Origin of the sequence: Pseudomonas sp. MBLB4136, from assembly GCF_051904765.1 — a bacterium.
Lineage (GTDB): Bacteria > Pseudomonadota > Gammaproteobacteria > Pseudomonadales > Pseudomonadaceae > Aquipseudomonas.
The window spans coordinates 4,128,285-4,146,851 of the sequence record NZ_CP196713.1; the positions used below are offsets into that span (position 1 = coordinate 4,128,285).

The 18,567-nt window shown below is 64.3% G+C and carries 13 protein-coding genes and 1 tRNA gene; 12 read left to right on the plus strand and 2 right to left on the minus strand.

What is annotated here, in order from left to right; genetic code table 11:
• Nucleotides 1–24 precede the first annotated feature (24 nt).
• The 3 genes from rpoD (at nt 25) to ACSX1D_RS19030 (ending at nt 3,798) form a co-directional block, all read left to right on the plus strand.
• The gene (rpoD, locus tag ACSX1D_RS19020; protein WP_439859953.1) at nt 25–1,875 is read left to right on the plus strand and encodes an RNA polymerase sigma factor RpoD; all 1,851 of its coding nucleotides are present in this window, start codon (nt 25–27) and stop codon (nt 1,873–1,875) included.
• Between the two features lie 183 nt (nt 1,876–2,058).
• A tRNA-Ile gene (locus ACSX1D_RS19025) sits at nt 2,059–2,135 on the plus strand.
• A 688-nt stretch (nt 2,136–2,823) separates the two neighbouring features.
• Nucleotides 2,824–3,798, plus strand: coding sequence for an IS110 family transposase (locus ACSX1D_RS19030; RefSeq protein ID WP_439859954.1), 975 nt, complete (start codon nt 2,824–2,826; stop codon nt 3,796–3,798).
• A gap of 269 nt (nt 3,799–4,067) precedes the next feature.
• On the opposite strand, the gene ACSX1D_RS19035 is transcribed toward ACSX1D_RS19030, so the two are convergent.
• Nucleotides 4,068–6,059 (minus strand): putative bifunctional diguanylate cyclase/phosphodiesterase, encoded by a 1,992-nt coding sequence (locus tag ACSX1D_RS19035; RefSeq protein WP_439859955.1) that lies wholly within the window; start codon nt 6,057–6,059, stop codon nt 4,068–4,070.
• Between the two features lie 717 nt (nt 6,060–6,776).
• Here ACSX1D_RS19035 and ACSX1D_RS19040 point away from each other — a divergent pair.
• The 7 genes from ACSX1D_RS19040 to ACSX1D_RS19070 all read left to right on the plus strand — a co-directional run bounded on the left by ACSX1D_RS19040 (nt 6,777) and on the right by ACSX1D_RS19070 (nt 16,036).
• The gene (locus tag ACSX1D_RS19040; RefSeq protein WP_439859956.1) at nt 6,777–8,108 is read left to right on the plus strand and encodes an aspartate aminotransferase family protein; all 1,332 of its coding nucleotides are present in this window, start codon (nt 6,777–6,779) and stop codon (nt 8,106–8,108) included.
• Between the two features lie 40 nt (nt 8,109–8,148).
• Complete coding sequence (locus ACSX1D_RS19045; RefSeq protein WP_439859957.1) at nt 8,149–9,111, plus strand: diiron oxygenase; 963 nt, start codon at nt 8,149–8,151, stop codon at nt 9,109–9,111.
• A 45-nt stretch (nt 9,112–9,156) separates the two neighbouring features.
• The gene (locus ACSX1D_RS19050; protein WP_439859958.1) at nt 9,157–13,479 is read left to right on the plus strand and encodes an amino acid adenylation domain-containing protein; all 4,323 of its coding nucleotides are present in this window, start codon (nt 9,157–9,159) and stop codon (nt 13,477–13,479) included.
• Between the two features lie 106 nt (nt 13,480–13,585).
• On the plus strand, nt 13,586–14,503 hold the full coding sequence (locus ACSX1D_RS19055) for a hypothetical protein (RefSeq protein ID WP_439859959.1): 918 nt from the start codon (nt 13,586–13,588) through the stop codon (nt 14,501–14,503).
• Between the two features lie 66 nt (nt 14,504–14,569).
• Nucleotides 14,570–14,968 carry a rhodanese-like domain-containing protein gene (locus ACSX1D_RS19060; protein WP_439859960.1) on the plus strand — a complete coding sequence of 133 codons (399 nt, stop codon included), beginning with the start codon at nt 14,570–14,572 and terminating at the stop codon, nt 14,966–14,968.
• A gap of 50 nt (nt 14,969–15,018) precedes the next feature.
• Entirely contained in the window at nt 15,019–15,225 is a 207-nt protein-coding gene (locus ACSX1D_RS19065) for a tautomerase family protein (RefSeq protein WP_371926106.1), read from the plus strand.
• A gap of 34 nt (nt 15,226–15,259) precedes the next feature.
• Nucleotides 15,260–16,036, plus strand: a complete 777-nt coding sequence (locus tag ACSX1D_RS19070) for a sulfite exporter TauE/SafE family protein (RefSeq protein WP_439859961.1) — start codon at nt 15,260–15,262, stop codon at nt 16,034–16,036.
• Nucleotides 16,037–16,061: 25 nt separating this feature from the next.
• Here ACSX1D_RS19070 and ACSX1D_RS19075 read toward each other — a convergent pair whose 3' ends face one another.
• Nucleotides 16,062–16,415, minus strand: a complete 354-nt coding sequence (locus tag ACSX1D_RS19075; protein WP_439859962.1) for a winged helix-turn-helix transcriptional regulator — start codon at nt 16,413–16,415, stop codon at nt 16,062–16,064.
• Nucleotides 16,416–16,645: 230 nt separating this feature from the next.
• On the opposite strand from ACSX1D_RS19075, the gene ACSX1D_RS19080 reads away from it, so the two are divergent.
• Both ACSX1D_RS19080 and ACSX1D_RS19085 read left to right on the plus strand, forming a co-directional pair.
• Nucleotides 16,646–17,251 (plus strand): glutathione S-transferase family protein, encoded by a 606-nt coding sequence (locus ACSX1D_RS19080; protein WP_208707166.1) that lies wholly within the window; start codon nt 16,646–16,648, stop codon nt 17,249–17,251.
• An 86-nt stretch (nt 17,252–17,337) separates the two neighbouring features.
• Complete coding sequence (locus ACSX1D_RS19085; protein WP_439859963.1) at nt 17,338–18,567, plus strand: benzoate/H(+) symporter BenE family transporter; 1,230 nt, start codon at nt 17,338–17,340, stop codon at nt 18,565–18,567.

An 18,567-nucleotide genomic window follows, 5' to 3' on the forward strand; every position in this document is an offset into this window, starting at 1 on the left:
AAGACCTTCAGTGGATAGGGTGTTATGTCCGTAAAAGCGCAACAGCAATCTCGTTTGAAAGAATTGATCAGCCGCGGTCGTGAGCAGGGTTACCTGACTTACGCGGAGGTCAACGACCACCTGCCGGAGGATATTTCCGATCCGGAACAGGTGGAAGACATCATCCGCATGATCAACGACATGGGGATCAACGTATTCGAGAGTGCTCCGGATGCGGACGCCCTGTTGTTGGCCGAAGCCGACACCGACGAAGCCGCAGCCGAAGAGGCCGCGGCCGCACTCGCCGCCGTTGAGACCGATATCGGCCGCACTACCGACCCGGTGCGCATGTACATGCGCGAAATGGGCACGGTAGAGCTGCTGACCCGCGAAGGCGAGATCGAAATCGCCAAGCGCATCGAGGAAGGCATCCGCGAGGTGATGAGCGCCATCGCCCACTTCCCCGGCACCGTCGACAGCATTCTCGCCGAGTACAACCGCGTGACCACCGAGGGTGGCCGCCTGGTTGAAGTACTCAACGGCTACATCGACCCCGACGACGGCAGCGTGCCCGCCGAAGCCGCCGCGCCCGTGCCGGCCAAGGACGGTGCTGCCGCCGATGACAGCGATGACGACGACGAAGATGACGACGACAGCGGCGACGACGAGGACGAAGGCGATGGCGGCCCGGACCCGGAAGAAGCCCTGCGCCGCTTCACTGCCGTAGCCGAACAGCTGGACAAGGCCAACAAGGCCCTGAAGAAGCACGGCCGCAGCAGCAAGCAGGCCATCGCCGAGCTGAAGGAACTGGCCGATCTGTTTATGCCGATCAAGCTGGTACCCAAGCAGTACGACGCACTGGTCGTACGGGTGCGCAGCGCCCTGGAGCGCCTGCGCGCCCAGGAACGCGCCATCATGCAGCTGTGCGTGCGTGATGCACGCATGCCGCGCGCCGACTTCCTGCGCCTGTTCCCGGGCAACGAAGTCGACCCGACCTGGGCCGAGCAGCTGGCCAAGGGCAAGGCCAAGTACGCCGAAGCCATCGGCAACCTGCAGGCCGACATCCAGCGTTGCCAGCAGAAGCTGGTTGCCCTGGAAGCCGAGTGCGACCTGACCCTGGCCGAGATCAAGGACATCAACCGGCGCATGTCGATCGGCGAGGCCAAGGCCCGCCGGGCGAAGAAGGAGATGGTCGAGGCCAACCTGCGCCTGGTGATCTCCATCGCCAAGAAGTACACCAACCGCGGCCTGCAGTTCCTCGACCTGATCCAGGAAGGCAACATCGGCCTGATGAAGGCGGTGGACAAGTTCGAATACCGTCGCGGTTACAAGTTCTCGACCTACGCCACCTGGTGGATCCGTCAGGCGATCACTCGCTCGATCGCCGACCAGGCTCGCACCATCCGTATTCCAGTGCACATGATCGAGACGATCAACAAGCTCAACCGTATCTCCCGGCAGATGCTGCAGGAGATGGGTCGCGAACCGACTCCGGAAGAGCTAGGCGAGCGCATGGAAATGCCCGAGGACAAGATCCGCAAGGTGTTGAAGATCGCGAAGGAACCGATCTCCATGGAGACGCCGATCGGCGACGACGAAGACTCGCATCTGGGCGACTTCATCGAGGACTCCACCATGCAGTCGCCGATCGACGTGGCGACCGTGGAAAGCCTCAAGGAAGCCACCCGCGAAGTCCTGGCCGGCCTCACCGCCCGCGAAGCCAAGGTACTGCGCATGCGCTTCGGCATCGACATGAACACCGACCACACCCTCGAGGAAGTCGGCAAGCAGTTCGATGTCACCCGCGAGCGAATCCGTCAGATCGAAGCCAAGGCGTTGCGCAAACTGCGCCACCCGACGCGAAGCGAGCACCTGCGCTCCTTCCTCGACGAGTAACAACAAAACCCCCGGCCCAAACCGGGGGTTTTGCTTTCACCGGCGCGCACCGCCGGCACCCCACTCCCGCCTTTCGCAACAGCCTCAAAACACCAGCGGCGATGCGCTCGAACCTGTTTTTCGAGCCGAGTCATTCGATTGGCGCTGGCGCCAAGCCCCCGGTATAATCCGCCGGCCTTCTGGGGGCCTATAGCTCAGTTGGTTAGAGCAGAGGACTCATAATCCTTTGGTCCACGGTTCGAGTCCGTGTAGGCCCACCATACAAATCAAGGGGGTTAGGTCAGATCGACCTGACCCCTTTTTCTTTTACCCCCATATTCTCCCCGTTCGCTCCCCGTTTCGCTTATGCCCCCCAACGCCGACAGCGACTGTGTTGAGGACTTACCGCCCTTCCCGCACGCGCGCGCGCGCAACGATTTCCGAGTTAGAAATGGACGATGACTCCCTACCGTTCGGGCATCGAGCGGCACGGTCTTTTGAGAGATGTGCCGGTATCGGCTTCGGCCTATCGAGTCCGCTGGTGAACCACATGAGTGGAGCGCACACCAGCCGCACGGCATGGCCGCAATTTGGCTTACCTGTCGATGGCCATCTTCTCGGGCCAGTTTCTGACCTCACTGCTGGAATTCATCCCAAGGCAAGCCGCTCTGCTCTTCACTGCAATGGCGGTTGCAACTAGTGTCGTCACGCTGATCTACCTGCTGATTTGGTGGTATGAACGTCGCATACTGAGTGCCCAGCATGCTTGAATGTGCTCGTACGGACGCGTCCACCGTGAGTCGCCCCGAATTTCGCGTTCTACCCATTTCCAAACCGCCCGTGAAAATGGGGTAGAACCCAATCGCCCCAGCTAACAGCCATGCAAAAGCTCTTGAGTGCCGTAATGGACGCTCCCCGAGCCACCCTTCTTAGACAACGTGGTGGTGACTGTTCGTTGGGAGAGCGCTGATGAAACGCATAGCAGTTGATATGGCCAAGTCCGTTTACCAAGTTGCCGAGAGTGTCCGTGCCGGCGTGGTGAGTCAGCGCAGGCGGCTGAGTCGTGAGGCGTTCGGGCGATATATACAGGAGCAGGCCGAGGCGGTCGAGTGGCTGATGGAGGCCTGTGGCACGGCGCACTACTGGGGGCGGTTGATGCAGGCCCGTGGGCACCGGGTGATGCTGCTGCATCCACGTTATGTGCGCGCCTATCGGCGGCGCAACAAGACCGACCGCAACGACTGTGAGGCGATGCTCGAAGCGGCGCGCTGTGCCGGCCTGCATCCGGTGCCGGTGAAGAGCCACGAGCAGCAGCAACTGCAGCAGCTGCACGGCCTGCGCGAGACCTGGAAGAAGAGCCGCACCCAGCGTATCAACCTGCTGCGTGGCATCCTGCGCGAAGCCGGTATCGAGGCGCCGGCCAGCACCGCGGCCTTCCTGCGCCGGGCCAACGAACTGATCGAGCGCCCGGAGCTGGCGCGTCTGCGCGGCCTGCTGCAGATCGTCCTGGGCGAGATCAATCTCTATCAGCAGTGCATGGCCGACTGCGAGCGGCAGCTGCAGCAATGGCATGCCGAGGATGAAATCGTGCGCAGGCTGGACGAGGTCAGCGGCATCGGCCTGCTCACCGCCAGCGCCCTGAAGACCGCGGTCGGCAATCCGCAGCGCTTCGCCAGCGGCCGTCAACTCAGTGCCTGGCTGGGCCTGACCCCACGCGAGTTCAGCAGCGGCAACCGGCGCAAGCTGGGCCATATCAGCTGCCAGGGCAACGTCTATGTGCGTACCTTGCTGGTCCACGGCTCCCGCGCCGCCTTGTTGGCGGCGCGCATCGGCCACAACAAGGCGGCGGTGGCCCTGGCCAATAAACTGGTACGGATCTGCTGGGCGGTGTGGTGCCACGAGCGACGTTTCAGCGGCAACTGGCAGCGCGTAAGGCCCGCCTGACGGCGGGAGTAATCAGGAGGGAATGAAGGGTTTCGGGTGGTTGTGGTGAGACGCGAGACTGTCGGAACAGGCGAGTCCTGCAGCGGAACAAGGCCGATAACAATCATGATCCACGTGATCGATTGAACGCTGGGCCCCCGCTGCGCGAACTACAGAGTGGCCAGGGCGATGCTGCCCATGACAGGCCGGATATACGAATGCAACCGCACTGACGGCAGGCTTGAAAAGCGATTCCTCATCTACTTGTGGGGAGCGTCCATATAGGCTTGTTACATCGAATCTGGCTCGATTCCCGCAGTGCTCTGAGCCTGAACGATCCCATCAGGCGCATCTGCTGCGCCTAGATGGACCAACTGATCGTCAGGAACTGGACGCCCTAACAAATAGCCCTGAACCTCATCGCAACGATGCTTGCGCAAGACCTTGAGTTGCTCAGCTTTTTCCACCCCCTCGGCACTGACCCGTATATCCAGCGAATGCGACAACGCAATGATCGACCTGACGATCAGGCCGACCTTGGGATCGGTATCCAGATTCTCGGTGAACGCGCGGTCGATCTTGAGCTTGTCGAAAGGAAAGCGCCACAGGTAGGCCATGCTCGAATAGCCGGTGCCGAAATCGTCCATGGCGATGCGCACACCCATGGCTACGAGCCGGCTGAGCGCCTGCGTCACCTGCTCGGTATTGCTCATCAGCAATGACTCGGTAATTTCCAACTCCAGGCGGTGGGCGGGCAGGCCAGTGGCATCCAGGGTGCGAGCGACTATCTCGACTAGATCACCGTGGCGAAACTGGGCAGCAGAAAGATTGACCGCCACGCTCAGATCACTAGGCCACAGCGCGGCCTGCGTGCACGCGGCGCGCAAGACCCAGCGGCCAAGCGGGTCGATCAGCCCGGTATCTTCGGCCAGTGGGATGAACTTATCTGGCGTCAGTGGGCCAAGTGGGGGGTGCGTCCAGCGCAGCAAAGCCTCGTAACCGTTGAGGGTCTTGCCGTCCGATGAATACTGGGGCTGATAGTGCAACCGAAACTGCTCGCCGCCGATTGCCACTCGCATTTCGCTGATCAGGTCGCGGCGCTCCTCAAGCTGCTTGTCGAGCGTCTCGTCATAGAAGCTGAAAGTACCACGGCCGGCGGCTTTGGCGCGGTATAGCGCCAAGTCCGCCTTGTGCATCAACGCCTCAACAGTCCTGGCGTCCATCCCATAGATGGCGGCGCCGACCGACCCGTTGGATTGAAGTGTCTGCCCGAAAACTCCATAAGGCCGAGCCAGCACTTCCACCACCTTTTCCGCCAAGGTGATCACGTCGTCGGCTGAGGCCACACCACTCTGCAGGATGGCGAACTCATCCCCCCCCAGGCGCGCGACCCGGTCGCCGTGCCGAACCAGAGAACGCAGGCGCTCGCCAACCTGCCGCAGCAGCTCGTCACCGGCTGCGTGGCCGAGACTGTCATTCACGTCCTTGAAGTGATCCAGATCGATGCAGAGCACCGAGAACTCTGCCCCTCCGGCGTCGTGGCGCCAGCTGGCCTCTTGCAGGGCCTCGCCGAAGCTCGTCCGGTTGAGCAGTCCAGACAGCGCATCGTGATGTGCTAAGTAACGCATGCGTTCTTCGGCTTCTCTCTCGGCCTCGAGGCGCCGGTGAAATACCACGCTGCCGACGACACCGATGGCGCTCAGTAACGCGAACATCGCTCCCGCGACCACGGTGAAGGCCTGCTCGATACGGGCAGCACGTTCGGACTGATCGACATAGACTTCGACCACCCCAATCATGCGCTGCCCCCGCGAAATAGGCACATAGGCCTCGCTGAAGATGGCGGGACGCCCAGGACCTGCGGCACCTCGCTTCAAAAGGACTACGTTTTCGCCGCTAAGCACCAGCTCGCGGACGACGGTATTTCCATGGCCAATATTGCTCTGAGTCTTCACGGCGCCTGCGGGCAGATCCAGGTCGTCCGAGACCAGCATGGTCTTGCCCTCAGGACTAAACATTTTGAAGCGGAACACTTCCTGCACGCGTCGGAAATAGGTGAGATTCTGGCGCGCCCGGTCAGTGAGCTCACCGTCGCTGAACAATTCCTCAAGATCTGGAACTGTCGCACCGACGAACTCGGCCCAGGATAGGGCTGTATGCTCTGCATCGCGCTCGAGCAGGTGCGTTGAGGAATAGCGCATTACCGCTGCCATGGCTGCCGCGACCAAGATCAAGCACCCGAAGGTCGCGCCCGCAGCAATCCACACGTTTCTTATTTTCATTCTGACCCCAGATTAGAGCCGACTACCGCAGGATAAGTGACTCGAGGGCACCCGCCGCCTCGACATTGGGGTCCACAGAAACAAAAGCCTTGTCTATGTCCGGCCCGACACAACGCCCGCTCCGGGAAATGAGCCGGGCAACGGGACAGTCTCGCCGCCTCAATAGCTAGTCGATTTGCTTACCGTAAATCGGGGTTACGATAGTTTTAACCGGCATTTATCAGGCGTCAAAAACGATTATCTACCTGAGCCTCATCTGCGTGGTTTGACCCACGGCTCGAGCTCATGTGCCCCCGAATCCCACCTTCGCGCTCGCCACCGGGCGCTGGCCGGCAGCCAGACGCACACCTGCCCCCCCTGACCAAGCGCTCGTGCCAGCGTACCGCACGATTACCACGAGCCATCCCAGCCCCTCCCCACGCCTATGTGGCCCATCCGCTAGCAGGCCAACGCCGATTCGCGCGGAATATTCTCCAGCCGCTCTGGCGCGGGACCTGGCGCCTGACGCGCGAAAGCCCTCGAAAAACTCGACGGTGACCCTTGTCACGTTTCTGCAATTTTCGAATGGCGCGGGCGTTTTTTTCCGGTCTCTAATCGTTCATGTGTTTGCAACACAGATACATTTAAATCGGCGCTGCAAACGCATCACCCCCTTGGAGGAGCGAAGTACCGAGGGAGCAACCGAACCGCTAGGAACCAATAGGGAAGTTAACCAGCATGCGCTCCACAAAGACCTCCGCTCAGCTCTTCGAACTTGCTCGCACGGTAGTCCCCGACGGCGTCAGCTCCCCCATGCGCGCCTTCCGCCAGGTCGGCGGCGAGCCGATCTGCGCCGCCTCGGCCAAGGGCGCGCAGATCACCGACGTCGACGGCAACGTCTACACGGATTTCCTCAACGCCTTCGGCGCTCTGCTGCTGGGCCATGCCCGTGACGAGGTGGTCGAGGCGATCGCCAGCCAGGCCGCCCAGGGCACGGTAGTGGGTCTGACCTCACCGCTGGAGCATCGCCTGGCCAAGCGCATCGTCGAAAGCACGCCGGCGATCGAGCAGATCCGTTTCGTCTGCAGCGGTACCGAGGCGGTGATGACCGCCACCCGCATCGCTCGCGCCCATACCGGACGCAACCTGCTGGTCAAGTTCGTCGGTTCCTATCACGGCCACTCGGATGTGCTGCTGGCCAGCCCGAGCGATTCGGGGGTCAAGGTCAAGGGGGTGACCCAGGGCATTCCGGAGAACCTCAACCGCGAAGTGCTGCTGTGTCAGTACAACGACGAGGCGCAGCTCAAGAGCCTGTTCAAGGCCCATGGCAACGCCATCGCCGCGGTGGTCGTCGAGCCCTACGCCACCAACATGGGCTTCGTCCGCCCCCAGCAAGGCTTCATGGGCCTGATCCGCCAGCTGTGCGACCAGTACGGTTCGCTGTTCATCTTCGACGAAGTGGTCACCGGCTTCCGCTTCACCTTCGGCGGCATCTGCAACCTGATGGACATCGAGCCGGATCTGATCACCTTCGGCAAGATCATCGGCGGCGGCACGCCAATCGGCGCCTACGCCGGCAAGGCGCGCTTCATGCAGCACGTGGCCATTGGCAACAGCGTGTTCCAGTCCGGCACCTTCGCCGCCAACCCGCTGACCATGGCGGCCGCCAACGCGGCGCTGGACGTACTGGCTCAGCCGGGGTTCTACGAGGAGCTGGAGCGCAAGGGGCAGATCCTCGACGCCGCCATCCACGCGCAGTTCAACGCGCAGAACATCCCGTTCCTGTTCACCCGCTTCGGTGCCCTCGGCGGCGTCGCCTTCCGCGACAGCCACAGGCCGATGCGCTCGTACCAGGACGTGAAGACCCAGCATTACGAGATCTACACCGCCGTGCACCGGCAGATGCTCGACAGGGGCTTCCTCATGGCGCCGTCGCTGGAAGAGCCGATCTTCCTTTCCGCCGCCCACAGCAGCCGCGATCTCGAGGACTTCGCCGTCGCCCTCGGTGAGTCCGTCAGCCAGGCGCTGGGCGCCCACCGCAAGGCCTTTCCGGTACTGATGCCGTTCTGAACCCGCACCGCCACCCACCCCATAGTCAAGGAGGATCCCCATGAACGCAGCCGTCCAACTCAACGCCAGTCAATTCTTCGAATCGGTTAACAAGTGGTACGCCACGGCCACGGTGAAGAACAGCCCGCGCATCGTCATCGCCGAGGCCGCCAAGGACGACTTTACCTACCCGAAGTCCCGGCAGATCCTCAGCGAGCATCCCAAGGTGCAGGCCCTCGGCAGCGCGGGCGTGGCCTACGTGCTCGCGCAGTCCGCCTACCAGTACATGTACGAGATCGGCCTGCTGGAGACCCGTTTCGTCATCGACTGCAGCCTGAACATCGTCAACAACGTGATCGCCGGGGCCAGCGAGCAGGAGAAGCTCAACGCCCTGACCGTGGTCATTGACGAGGGCTACCACGCCCACGTCGCCCTGGACTACATCATCCAGATGAAGAACCTGACTGGCATCGAGCCGCTCGAGGTACCACAGACCAACGGCAACCTGAGCGCCGTGCACCGCGCCTTCGCGCAGCTGCCCGAAGCGGTCCACAGCGACTTTCAGCTGATCTCGGTGACCCTGGCCGAGCATACCCTGACCAAGGACCTGATCAGCATCGGCCGCGAGAAGGAAGCCTCGCAGGCCTTCACCAAGGTGATGACCGACCACGTCTCCGACGAGGGGCGCCACGCCAGCTACTTCGCCAACCTGATGACAGCCCACTGGGCGCGCCTGCCCGAAGACACCAAGCGGGTCATCGGCGGCATGCTGCCCGCCTACCTGGACGACTACCTGGCTGGCGACGAAGCGCGCGACTTCGACCGCAAGGTCCTGCTTGGCTGCGGTTTCAGCGCGAGCGAAGCAGACAGCATCATCGCCGATACCCAGGCGCAGTTTCTCGAGAGGCTCAATGACTACGTCGGCACCACCAAGGCCAACCTGGTCAAGCTGCTGCGGCGCTGTGGCGTGCTCGACCATCCGCCGACCCGCGAAGCCTTTGTCCAGCATGGCGTCGCCCTCTAGGCGGAGCTCCATCCGATAGCCAGATTTCGACAGGAAGCTGATGAAATGCTGCTAGAAAAATTGCGTGAGCTAAGCAAGTCCTCACCCCTCCAGCCGGCGGTGGTGGCGGCCGGCAAGTCACTGTCCTATTTCGAGCTGGAGCGCCTGTCCTCTCGAATGGCCGGCCACCTTATGCACGCGGGACTGCCCGACGCGGCGCTGGTGGCCATCTACACCAGCCGCGACGTCCATGCCATTGTCGCGCTGTTCGGCGCGCTCAAGGCAGGCGCCGCCTACAGCTTCGTCGAGGACGACGGGGTACGCGAGGAGAACTACCAACGCCTCGTGGCCATCGAGGCGGATCTGGTCCTGTGCGACAGCGAGCACCTGCTGGCCTTGCGCGAAATGGGTGTGGCCGCCCTGGACATTCACGCCGCCGAGCGGGCGCTGGAGCCCGGCAGGAGCACCAGCCCGACGGCCGACACGAGCGCCTACGTGCTGTTCACCTCCGGCTCCACCGGCAAGCCCAAGGGCGTGAGCGTCAGCCATGGCAACGTTGCGCACTACAGCCAGGCGATCCGCCAGTGCCTGGCGATCGGAGGCGGCCTGCACTATGCCCATGTCAGCACCCTGGCCGCCGACCTGGGCAATACCTCGCTGTTTCTCTCGCTGACCACCGGCGGTTGCCTGCACCTGTTGAGCATCGCCCAGCGCAAGGACCCCAGCGCCTTTCGCGACTACCTGAGGCAGCACAGCATCGACTTTCTGAAGATCACCCCCTCGCACTGGAACGCCATGTTTCCGGCGGGCGTCGAGCTGCCCAACCTGCAGTACCTGGTGTTCGGCGGTGAAGCCCTGCCCAAGGCGCTGGCCCGTCGCGTACTGGCGTCCGGGCGGATCGCTCGACTGTTCAACCACTACGGCCCCACCGAAACCACGGTCGGGGTGACGGCCTACCCGGTCATCGACCTCGCCCAGCTCGATGCCCTGGCGGCCGACAGCGTTCCAGTCGGTCGGCCGTTCGGCCAGTCCCTGCTCTATGTGCGCGATGAGCAAGGAGCCTTTCGCCGCAGCGCGGCGCGCGGCGAGCTGTATATCGGCGGTCCCTCGGTGGCCCAGGGCTACCGTGGCAATCCGCAGGCCACGGCCAACGCCTTCGTTGACCTGGAGCGTCCGGAGGGCAGGTTGCGCCTGTACAAGACCGGGGATCTGGTCAGCCTGGACGACAGCGGCCTGGTGCAGTTCCTCGGGCGCATCGACCGGCAGGTCAAGATCAACGGCTACCGAGTCGAACTCGAGCATGTCGAGAACGTCCTGCGCAAGGTGGCCGGCGTCGAGGATGCCGCGGTCTTCCTGCTCCCACTGCGCGGCCGCGAGCGCCTGGTCGCGGCGCTGTTGAGCGAGCGCCGCGAGCCGCCGGAGGTCTGGCTGAAGCAACGCCTGCAGACGCTGCTGCCGGCCCACATGATTCCGGGCACGCTGCTGCGCCTGGACGCGTTTCCGCGCAACGCCAACGGCAAGACCCACCTGGCCCTGCTGCGCGAGCAGCTAATGGCCCGGCTGCAGCACCCGCAGCAGGACCTGGAGCCGCAGCCACACCAGGGCGAACAGGGTGATGAATGCCTGCACGTCATCCGTGCGGTGTTCTGCAAGCACCTGCGCAGCACGAGCGCGGGCCTGGAAGAGAGTTTCTTCGAGCTGGGCGGCGACTCCCTGGATGCCATCCAGCTGATCGCCGAACTGCAGGAGAAGGGCTTCCCGGTCAGCGCCCATGCTTTTCTCAAGGCCCCCAGCATTCAGGGCCTGCTGCGCACCCTGGAGCAGCGCGAGCAACAGGGGGCGCAAGACACCCCGGCCCGCGATCTCAAACGCCTGGTCCTGTTCTCGCCGGCACAGCGCGAACTGATGGAGCAGCGCCTGCAGCATCCGGATCACTACAACCAGGCGCTGCTGCTCAGGAGCGTCGACAAGATCGACATGGCCGTGCTCAACAGCGCCCTGGGCCAGCTGCTCGAACAGCACCCGGCGCTGGCCGTGGCCTACCGGGACGATGCCCAGGGCCCCTACGCCAGCCACGCCGAGCAGGACGGCAACGACGTGCTCAGCGCTTCCTTCATCGCCGGCGGCAACGGGGCGGAAACCCAGAACCATGTGGAGCGGGTCGCGGACCGCGTGCACCAGTCCCTGTCCCTGGCCGAAGGCCGGCTGCTGCGCGTGCACCTGTTCAAGGTCAAGTCCGGCGACGACCTGCTGCTGCTGGTGGCCCATCACCAGGCGGTGGATGTGATTTCCTGGCGCATCATCATTGCCGAGCTGACACGCCACTACAGCGACCGTTACTTCGGCTCGCCGGCCCCACGTTCGCCCAACCCGACCACCTTCTGGGACTGGGTGGCGCACCTCGAGGGCCACAAGCAGCAGTTGCAGAGCGCCTGGCTGCGCCGCACCCAGGCGCGGGTGGCCGCACTGCCGCGCTATTTCGCCGAGGACAACACCGAGGGTGCCGCCTCCACGCTGTGGCTCGGCTTCTGCGCCGAAGACAGCCAGCGCCTGCTCCGCGACCTGGTGAGCAGCTCCGGCACGCCGCTGCACCTGCTCCTGCTGGCGGCCTTCACCCTGGGCCTGGCCCGCTTGCGCGGCGGCCGCGACCTGGCGATCGACGTCGAAAGCCATGGTCGGGTGACCTTCGACGACAGCACCGACGTCAGTCGCGTGGTCGGCTGGCACACCTCGACCTTCCCGTTGCTGCTCGACCTGTCGCACCTGGAGCTGTCCGCCGCCGTAGCGGCGGTGTCCCGGGCCTTCGCCGAGGTGCATGACCTCGGGGTCGGCTACGGCCTCAACCAGCCCGCGGCGCAGGGCCGCTACACGCCCTCGGCGCCGGTGTGCTTCAACTACCTGGGCGACGTCGATTTCGCCCATGACGAGCGCTTCGCCCTGGTGCCGGCGCCCTTCTCCTTCGGCCGCGCGCGGCATGCGCAGAACAACCGCTGCCACGAGCTGAAGCTGACCGCGCGGGTGATTGCCGGCCAGTTGGTGCTGGACCTGTCCTTCCCGCGCTCGGTCGAGGCCGCCGCCATGCACGAACTGGTGCGCGGCATCGGCAGCGAGCTGTGCAACCTCGCCGGGCTCTCGGCGCGCGCACCGCAACTGCTGCTGGAGCCGGGCACCCGTACCGGGATGATCAACTACGCACCGAAGCAGCTGATCGCCCAGCCGTATCGCCAGAGGCACCGCGAGTACCACCAGATCCTGCTGACCGGCGCCACCGGCTACATCGGCATCTATGCGCTGAAGGAGCTGCTGTTGCACACCGACGCGCATATCCACTGCCTGGTGCGCAACAAGAATGGCAGCAGCGCCCGGGCGCGCCTGCAGCGCCTGTTCGCCTGGTATTTCCCGGGCATCCAGCTGGAGGGTTTCGACCAGCGCCTGAGCATCCACGAGGGCGATGTCTGCGCGCCGCAGCTGGGCCTGGACGACGCGACCTATCAGGCGCTGGCCCGACAGGTCGAGGCCATCTACCACTTCGCCGCCGACACCCGCCTGTTCGGGACCGAGGAGGAGTTCGCCAGAAGCAACGTGCAGTCGGTGGAGTCGTGCATCGCCTTCGCCCTGCTGCAGCGCCACAAGGACCTGCACTACATGTCGACCCTGGCGGTCAGCGGGGTCAACGGCAAGCCGGAGCTGGCGTTCTTCTCCGAGGACTCGCTGGATATTGCCCAGGAGTTCCAGAACAACTACGAGCAGAGCAAATACAGCGCCGAGCGCCTGCTCAACACCTTCCGCCTGCAGGGCAACAACGGCTTCATCTATCGCGCCGGCAACGTCTCCGGTGACTCGCGCAGTGCGCGCTTCCAGATCAATGCCAAGGACAACCGCCTGGTGCAGTTCCTCGCCGCCTGCGTCAAGGTCGGCCAGCTGCCGGCCAGCCTCGGCGAGCCGGTGATTCTCTCGCCGGTCGACGAGGTCGCCGCGGGCATCGTGGCGCTTTCCCTGGATGCCCTGTCGCCCCCCGGCACCTACCACGTCGACAGCGTTCACGAGGTCAGCATGGAGCGCCTGTTCGCCGCCCTGGAGCGCGCCGGCTGCTCATTCCAGCGCAGCGCCCACCGCGACTTTGCCGAGCTGTTCCGTGCCATCAGCGGCAGCCAGGACCCGGATGTACTGCTCGGGAAGTTCTGGGCCAGCCGCAAGCGCCGCAACATCAAGTACTGCAACGACCGCACGCTGCGCGCCCTGGCGCGCCTGGGCCGGGGCTTCACCTCGCCCAGCGATGAATGGCTCGACGCATTCATCGAGGTGCTGAAGAAAGAGCATGTATTCGCGCCTCGTCCCGGCAGTTACGACGCAGTCGATACGTCGCGGATTCTGCAGCGGCAGGTATGACGCCTGCCGGCGGGGCAACCGCTCGCGCGCGCCGATGCGCCGCGCTGGCGGTCGCTGCGCCGCAGATTTCAACTGGTCCATCAAATAGACAATGGAGATGTGTTTTGTGGAAACGCTCAACCAGAAATTTCGCCTGACCGAAGCCCATATCGCCGACTACCAGAGAACCGGCTTCGTCCTGCTCAAGCAGCTGTTCTCTGCCGAGATGATCGACTACCTGCGCAAGCGGGTGAACGAGGAACTGGAAACCCCGACCGATCACTATCAGAAGGGCTTCGACAAGCTGCGCTATGACCTGTGCAACGACGACGAGGTGATCTTCGAATTGCTCGGTGACCAGCAGTTCCAGCGGATCATGCGCGACCTCAACCAACGCACCCTGTTCTTCACCCAGGGCGTCGGTTTCGGTCTGAAGCAGGGCGTGAGCAAGGGTTTCAGCTGGCACATCGAGTCGCAGAGCTTCGGCTTCAACCGCTCCGAGGACTACGCCACCACCCTCTGGGCGCCGCTGCACCGGATCGACACCAAGGGCCAGGCCGGCGGCATGCGCTACGTGCCGCGCGATGTGATCTCCGGCGAGTTCATGTACGACTTCATCGACCCGGCGGTTTTCCGCTGCCTGGATGAGCGTATCAAGTCCGGCGGCATCGCCTTCGAGGACTATGTCGCGCTGCGCGACGAACCGCTCAACTCCTCCGGCATCGGCCGCCTGCTCGAGTACTTCGCGGTCGAGGACGACTACGAGCTGGGCGACGCGCTGCTCTTCGACAAGTACGTGATCCACCGCAGCGTGCCGCTCGGCGAGGGCGAGTTGCAGACCCGCGACGCCTTCTCCCTACGCTTCATCGCCGACGACTCGCGCTACGACCTGGCGCGCGCCAAGAGCATCGAGATCCCGCGCGATCACTACGGCTACGCCGGGCCGACCAAGTTCCACCTGGAGATCTGCAAGGAGGACGGCAGCCTGATCGTCGACAGCCCCTACTTCGACGCCGATCGCGAGCGGCGCTACATCTTCGCCTGAGTGCCACCCGACCCGGCGGCGCCCACGGCCTGCCGGGTCCACCGACCGCAACCAAGGATGACACCTATGCAGCCGCAGACTGACCACTACGCCAGCAAGCTGGCCTACGAAATCGATGCCTGGGACCTGGCCCAGGCGCAGAAGAACGACGATGACGTCGTCGTGCTCGACGCCCGCACGGCGCCGGCCTATTGCCGTGAACACATCGCCGCGGCGATCAGTTTCCCGCACCAGCAGATGACCGCCGAGCATACCGCCGGCCTGCGCCGCGACGTGCTCTACGTCGTCTACTGCGACGGCATCGGCTGCAACGCATCGACCGCTGGGGCGCTGAAGATGGCCCAGCTCGGTTTCCGGGTGAAGGAACTGATCGGCGGCCTGGAATGGTGGAAGCGCAGCGGCTTCCCCACCCAGGGCGCCCTCGACAGCGCCGCACTGGAAGCCGAGAGCTGCGGCTGCAACTGACCCCAGCGCCCGACAAACGCCCCGCGGAATTCCGCAATCAGGAGAAGACCATGCCTTACGTGAATATCAAAGTGACCGACCTCGGTGTCACCCGGCAGCAGAAGGCCGAGTTGATCGCCCGCGTGACCCAGGCCCTGCAGGATGTGCTCGACAAGGACCCGGCCTCCACCTTCGTGGTGATCGACGAGGTCAACACCGACAACTGGGGCAGCGGCGGCGAACAGGTCAGCGAACGGCGCAGGCGACTGGGTCTGTGAGCCCCTTGTTCCGGTACGTTGAAGGCGGCCCCGAATGGAGCTGATGCTGCCGGATATGGCCCTCGGATGGCTGGCCGTCCTGGTGCTCGGTGCTTTGCTGGCCGGCTACCTGGACGCCATCGCCGGCGGCGGCGGCATCATCCAGGTGCCCATCCTGCTGCTTTCCGGCATGCCGCCGGTGAACGTTCTGGCAACCAACAAGGCGGTAGCCCTGATGGGCACCGCCAGCGCCGCCGTGCGCTATATGCTCGGCGGCCAGGTGGTCTGGCGGATCGTCCGGGTGGCGGCCCTGCCTTGCCTGCTGGCCGCCTATCTGGGCAGCCACCTGGCCATGCTCACCCCCGACTGGCTGCTGGAGTTGTGCATTCTCGGCTGCCTCATCGTCGCCCTGCTGGCAGCACTGCTGGTCAGGACCGGCACATTCGGCGGCGGGCCGCCACCGTCATCCGCGCGCATCATCTGCAACCTGATGCCCGTCGGGCTCTACGACGGTTTTTCCGGGCCCGGGACCGGGGTCTTTCTGGTGCTGGTCAAGCATGCACGGCTGAAGCTGGAGATGCTCGCCGCCACCGCGACGACCAAGCCGATCAACCTGCTGACCAATGTCGGTGGCGTGGCCGCCTTCATCTGGGCTGGCAAGGTGGTCTGGGCAGTGGCCGTGCCGATGATCCTGGCCAATGCGCTCGGCGGCTGGCTGGGCAGTCGGGCGGCGATCCGCCGGGGAGCGGCCTACATCCGCCGCATGCTGCTGGTCATGCTGGTCATGCTGTGCGGCGCGACACTGTGGAAACTGGCCAATGCCTGGTTCTGAGCGGCGGGACTCGATGCCGGCGGACTCACCCGGCCTGTTGCTCCAGTTCCTTGAGGCGGTGACCGACCGCGACTATGGCCTCGATCGCCGGCTTCAGCTCCTGCCCGAGCTCCGACAGGCTGTACTCGACGCTGGGCGGCGAGGTCGGCAGGACCCGGCGCAGCACGACCCCCTCGCTCTCGAGTTTCTTCAGGCGGGCGGTGAGCACCTTGGCCGATATCCCCGGGATATCAGCCTTCAGCTCGCTGAAGCGGCGCGACTGCTGGCTCAGGTACCAGATGATATTGGGCGTCCAGGCGCCGCCGATGATGCTCAGGCATTCGCTCAGCGGGCAGTTTCCCGGGGGGCTGGGTACGCGGTTGCGGCGTCTGGGCAGCATGGTCGACTCCTTGGAAAGCTGGTTACCGGATGGTTACCAGTAAATGTAGCAACTAAAGGAATGCAGGTATACGAAAGTAACCTAGGTTGCCTAGACTCGCTCCATCGCCATCCCCACGCGCCGGGCCCGTCCGGCACAAGGGGCATCAGCAATAGAGGTAGACCGCGGGGCCCAGCCCGGCCCCGCTCTTTCGACGAGCGTCAGCTCGAAACCATGTAAAGGAGAAGCACATGTACAAGCTGTACTATCTGCCGGGTGCCTGTTCGCTGGCCATTCACGCGCTGCTCAACGAGCTCAACCAGCCGGTCGAGGCGATCGACCGCAACAAGGCAACGGACTTCGACAAGCTCGAATCGCGCGGCATGGTCCCGGTGCTGGTCGATAACGGCCAGGTGATCCGCGAAGGCGCGGCGATCATTCTTTACCTGCTGGACAAGCACAAGAACCAGATGCTGCCGGAAAGCGGCCTGGAAAAGGCCCGCTTCATCGAGTGGGTGATGTTCGCCAACGCTACCATGCACCCGGCCTACGGCCGTCTGTTCTTCATCGGCAAGACCCTCGACGACGGCCCGGCCAAGGAGCAGGCGCTGAGCGCAGCGAGCGACGCCATCAATGCCCTGTGGGGTGCGGTGGACAAGCAGCTGCAACAGTCGACCTTCGTCTGCGGCGATCGGATCACAGTGGTCGACATGATGCTGGCGGTCTACGCCAGCTGGGGTCAGTACTTCCCCGTCGACATCCTCATGAGCGATAAGGTGCGGCGCATGATCGAGGCGGTGAAAGCCCATCCGGCCTTCATCAAGGCGATCGAAGACCAGCAGAGCGCCTCGCAGTAAGCGGCTGCGTACACGCCGCGCAGAGTGCTCCAGCAGGACCTCTGCGCGGCCCATGACGAAGCAAACTGGCTACAGGATGTAGTGCCATGACCTTGTTCAAAGACCTTTCCCTTTCCGCCATCAACGCCGGCTTCGTGACGGTACTGGTCGGTTTTACCAGCTCCGCCGTGCTGGTGTTTCAGGCGGCGCAGGCATTGGGGGCAAGCCCGGCGCAGATCGGCTCCTGGATGCTCGCCCTGTGCATCGGCATGGGCGTTACCGGCATCGCCCTGTCCCTGCATTATCGCGCGCCCATCGCCATCGCCTGGTCCACGTCCGGGGCCGCCATGCTGATCACCAGCGCCTCCGGGGTCGACTTGGCAGAGGCGACCGGAGCCTTCATTGCCTGCGGCCTGCTGATCACCCTCTGTGGGTTCAGCGGCTGGTTCGAGCGCATCGTCAAGCACATCCCCATGGCGATCGCCGCCGGCATGCTCGCCGGCATTCTGCTGCGCTTCGGCCTGGATGCATTTGCCGCGATGAATAGCCAGTTCGGCCTGGTATTCCCGATGTTCGCCTGCTACCTGCTGGCGCGCCGCCTGCTGCCACGCTACGCGGTGGTCGCCCCGCTGGCGGTCGGCGTGACCATCGCCGCCAGTCGCGGAATGCTGAATTTCGACGGCGTCGAGCTGGCCCTGGCCACCCCGCAGTTCGTCGCCCCGAGCTTTTCCCTGCAGGCCATGATCGGCGTGGCCCTGCCGCTGTTTGCGGTGACCATGGCCTCGCAGAACCTGCCGGGGCTCACCGTGCTGCGCGCCTCGGGCTACCAGACACCCAGCTCGCCGTTGATCGGCTGGACCGGAGTGGCCACCCTGCTGCTGGCCCCGTTTGGCGGCTATGCCTTGAACCTGGCGACCATCACCGCCGCCATCTGCACCGGCAAGGAAGCCCACGAAGACCCGACCAAGCGCTACAGCGCCGCCGTGGCCGCGGGCTTCTTCTACCTGCTGGTGGGCATCTTCGGCGCCACGGTCGGCGCGCTGTTCCTGGCCTTTCCCAATGAGCTGATCCTGGCGATCGCCGGCCTGGCCCTGCTCGGCACCATCGGCAATGGCCTGGCCAGCGCCCTGCTGGAGGAGCAGCACCGCGAGGCAGCGTTAATCACCTTTCTCGTCACCGCCTCCGGGGTCTCGCTGCTGGGCATCGGTTCGGCGTTCTGGGGCATGCTGGCGGGCGCGCTGGCGATGCTGGTGCTGCAGGCCTCGCCCGATCTGCAGGGCCTGCTGGCGCGCCTACGCAGTCCACGCGACAACAAGCTCGACAAGAATCTGGAGTAG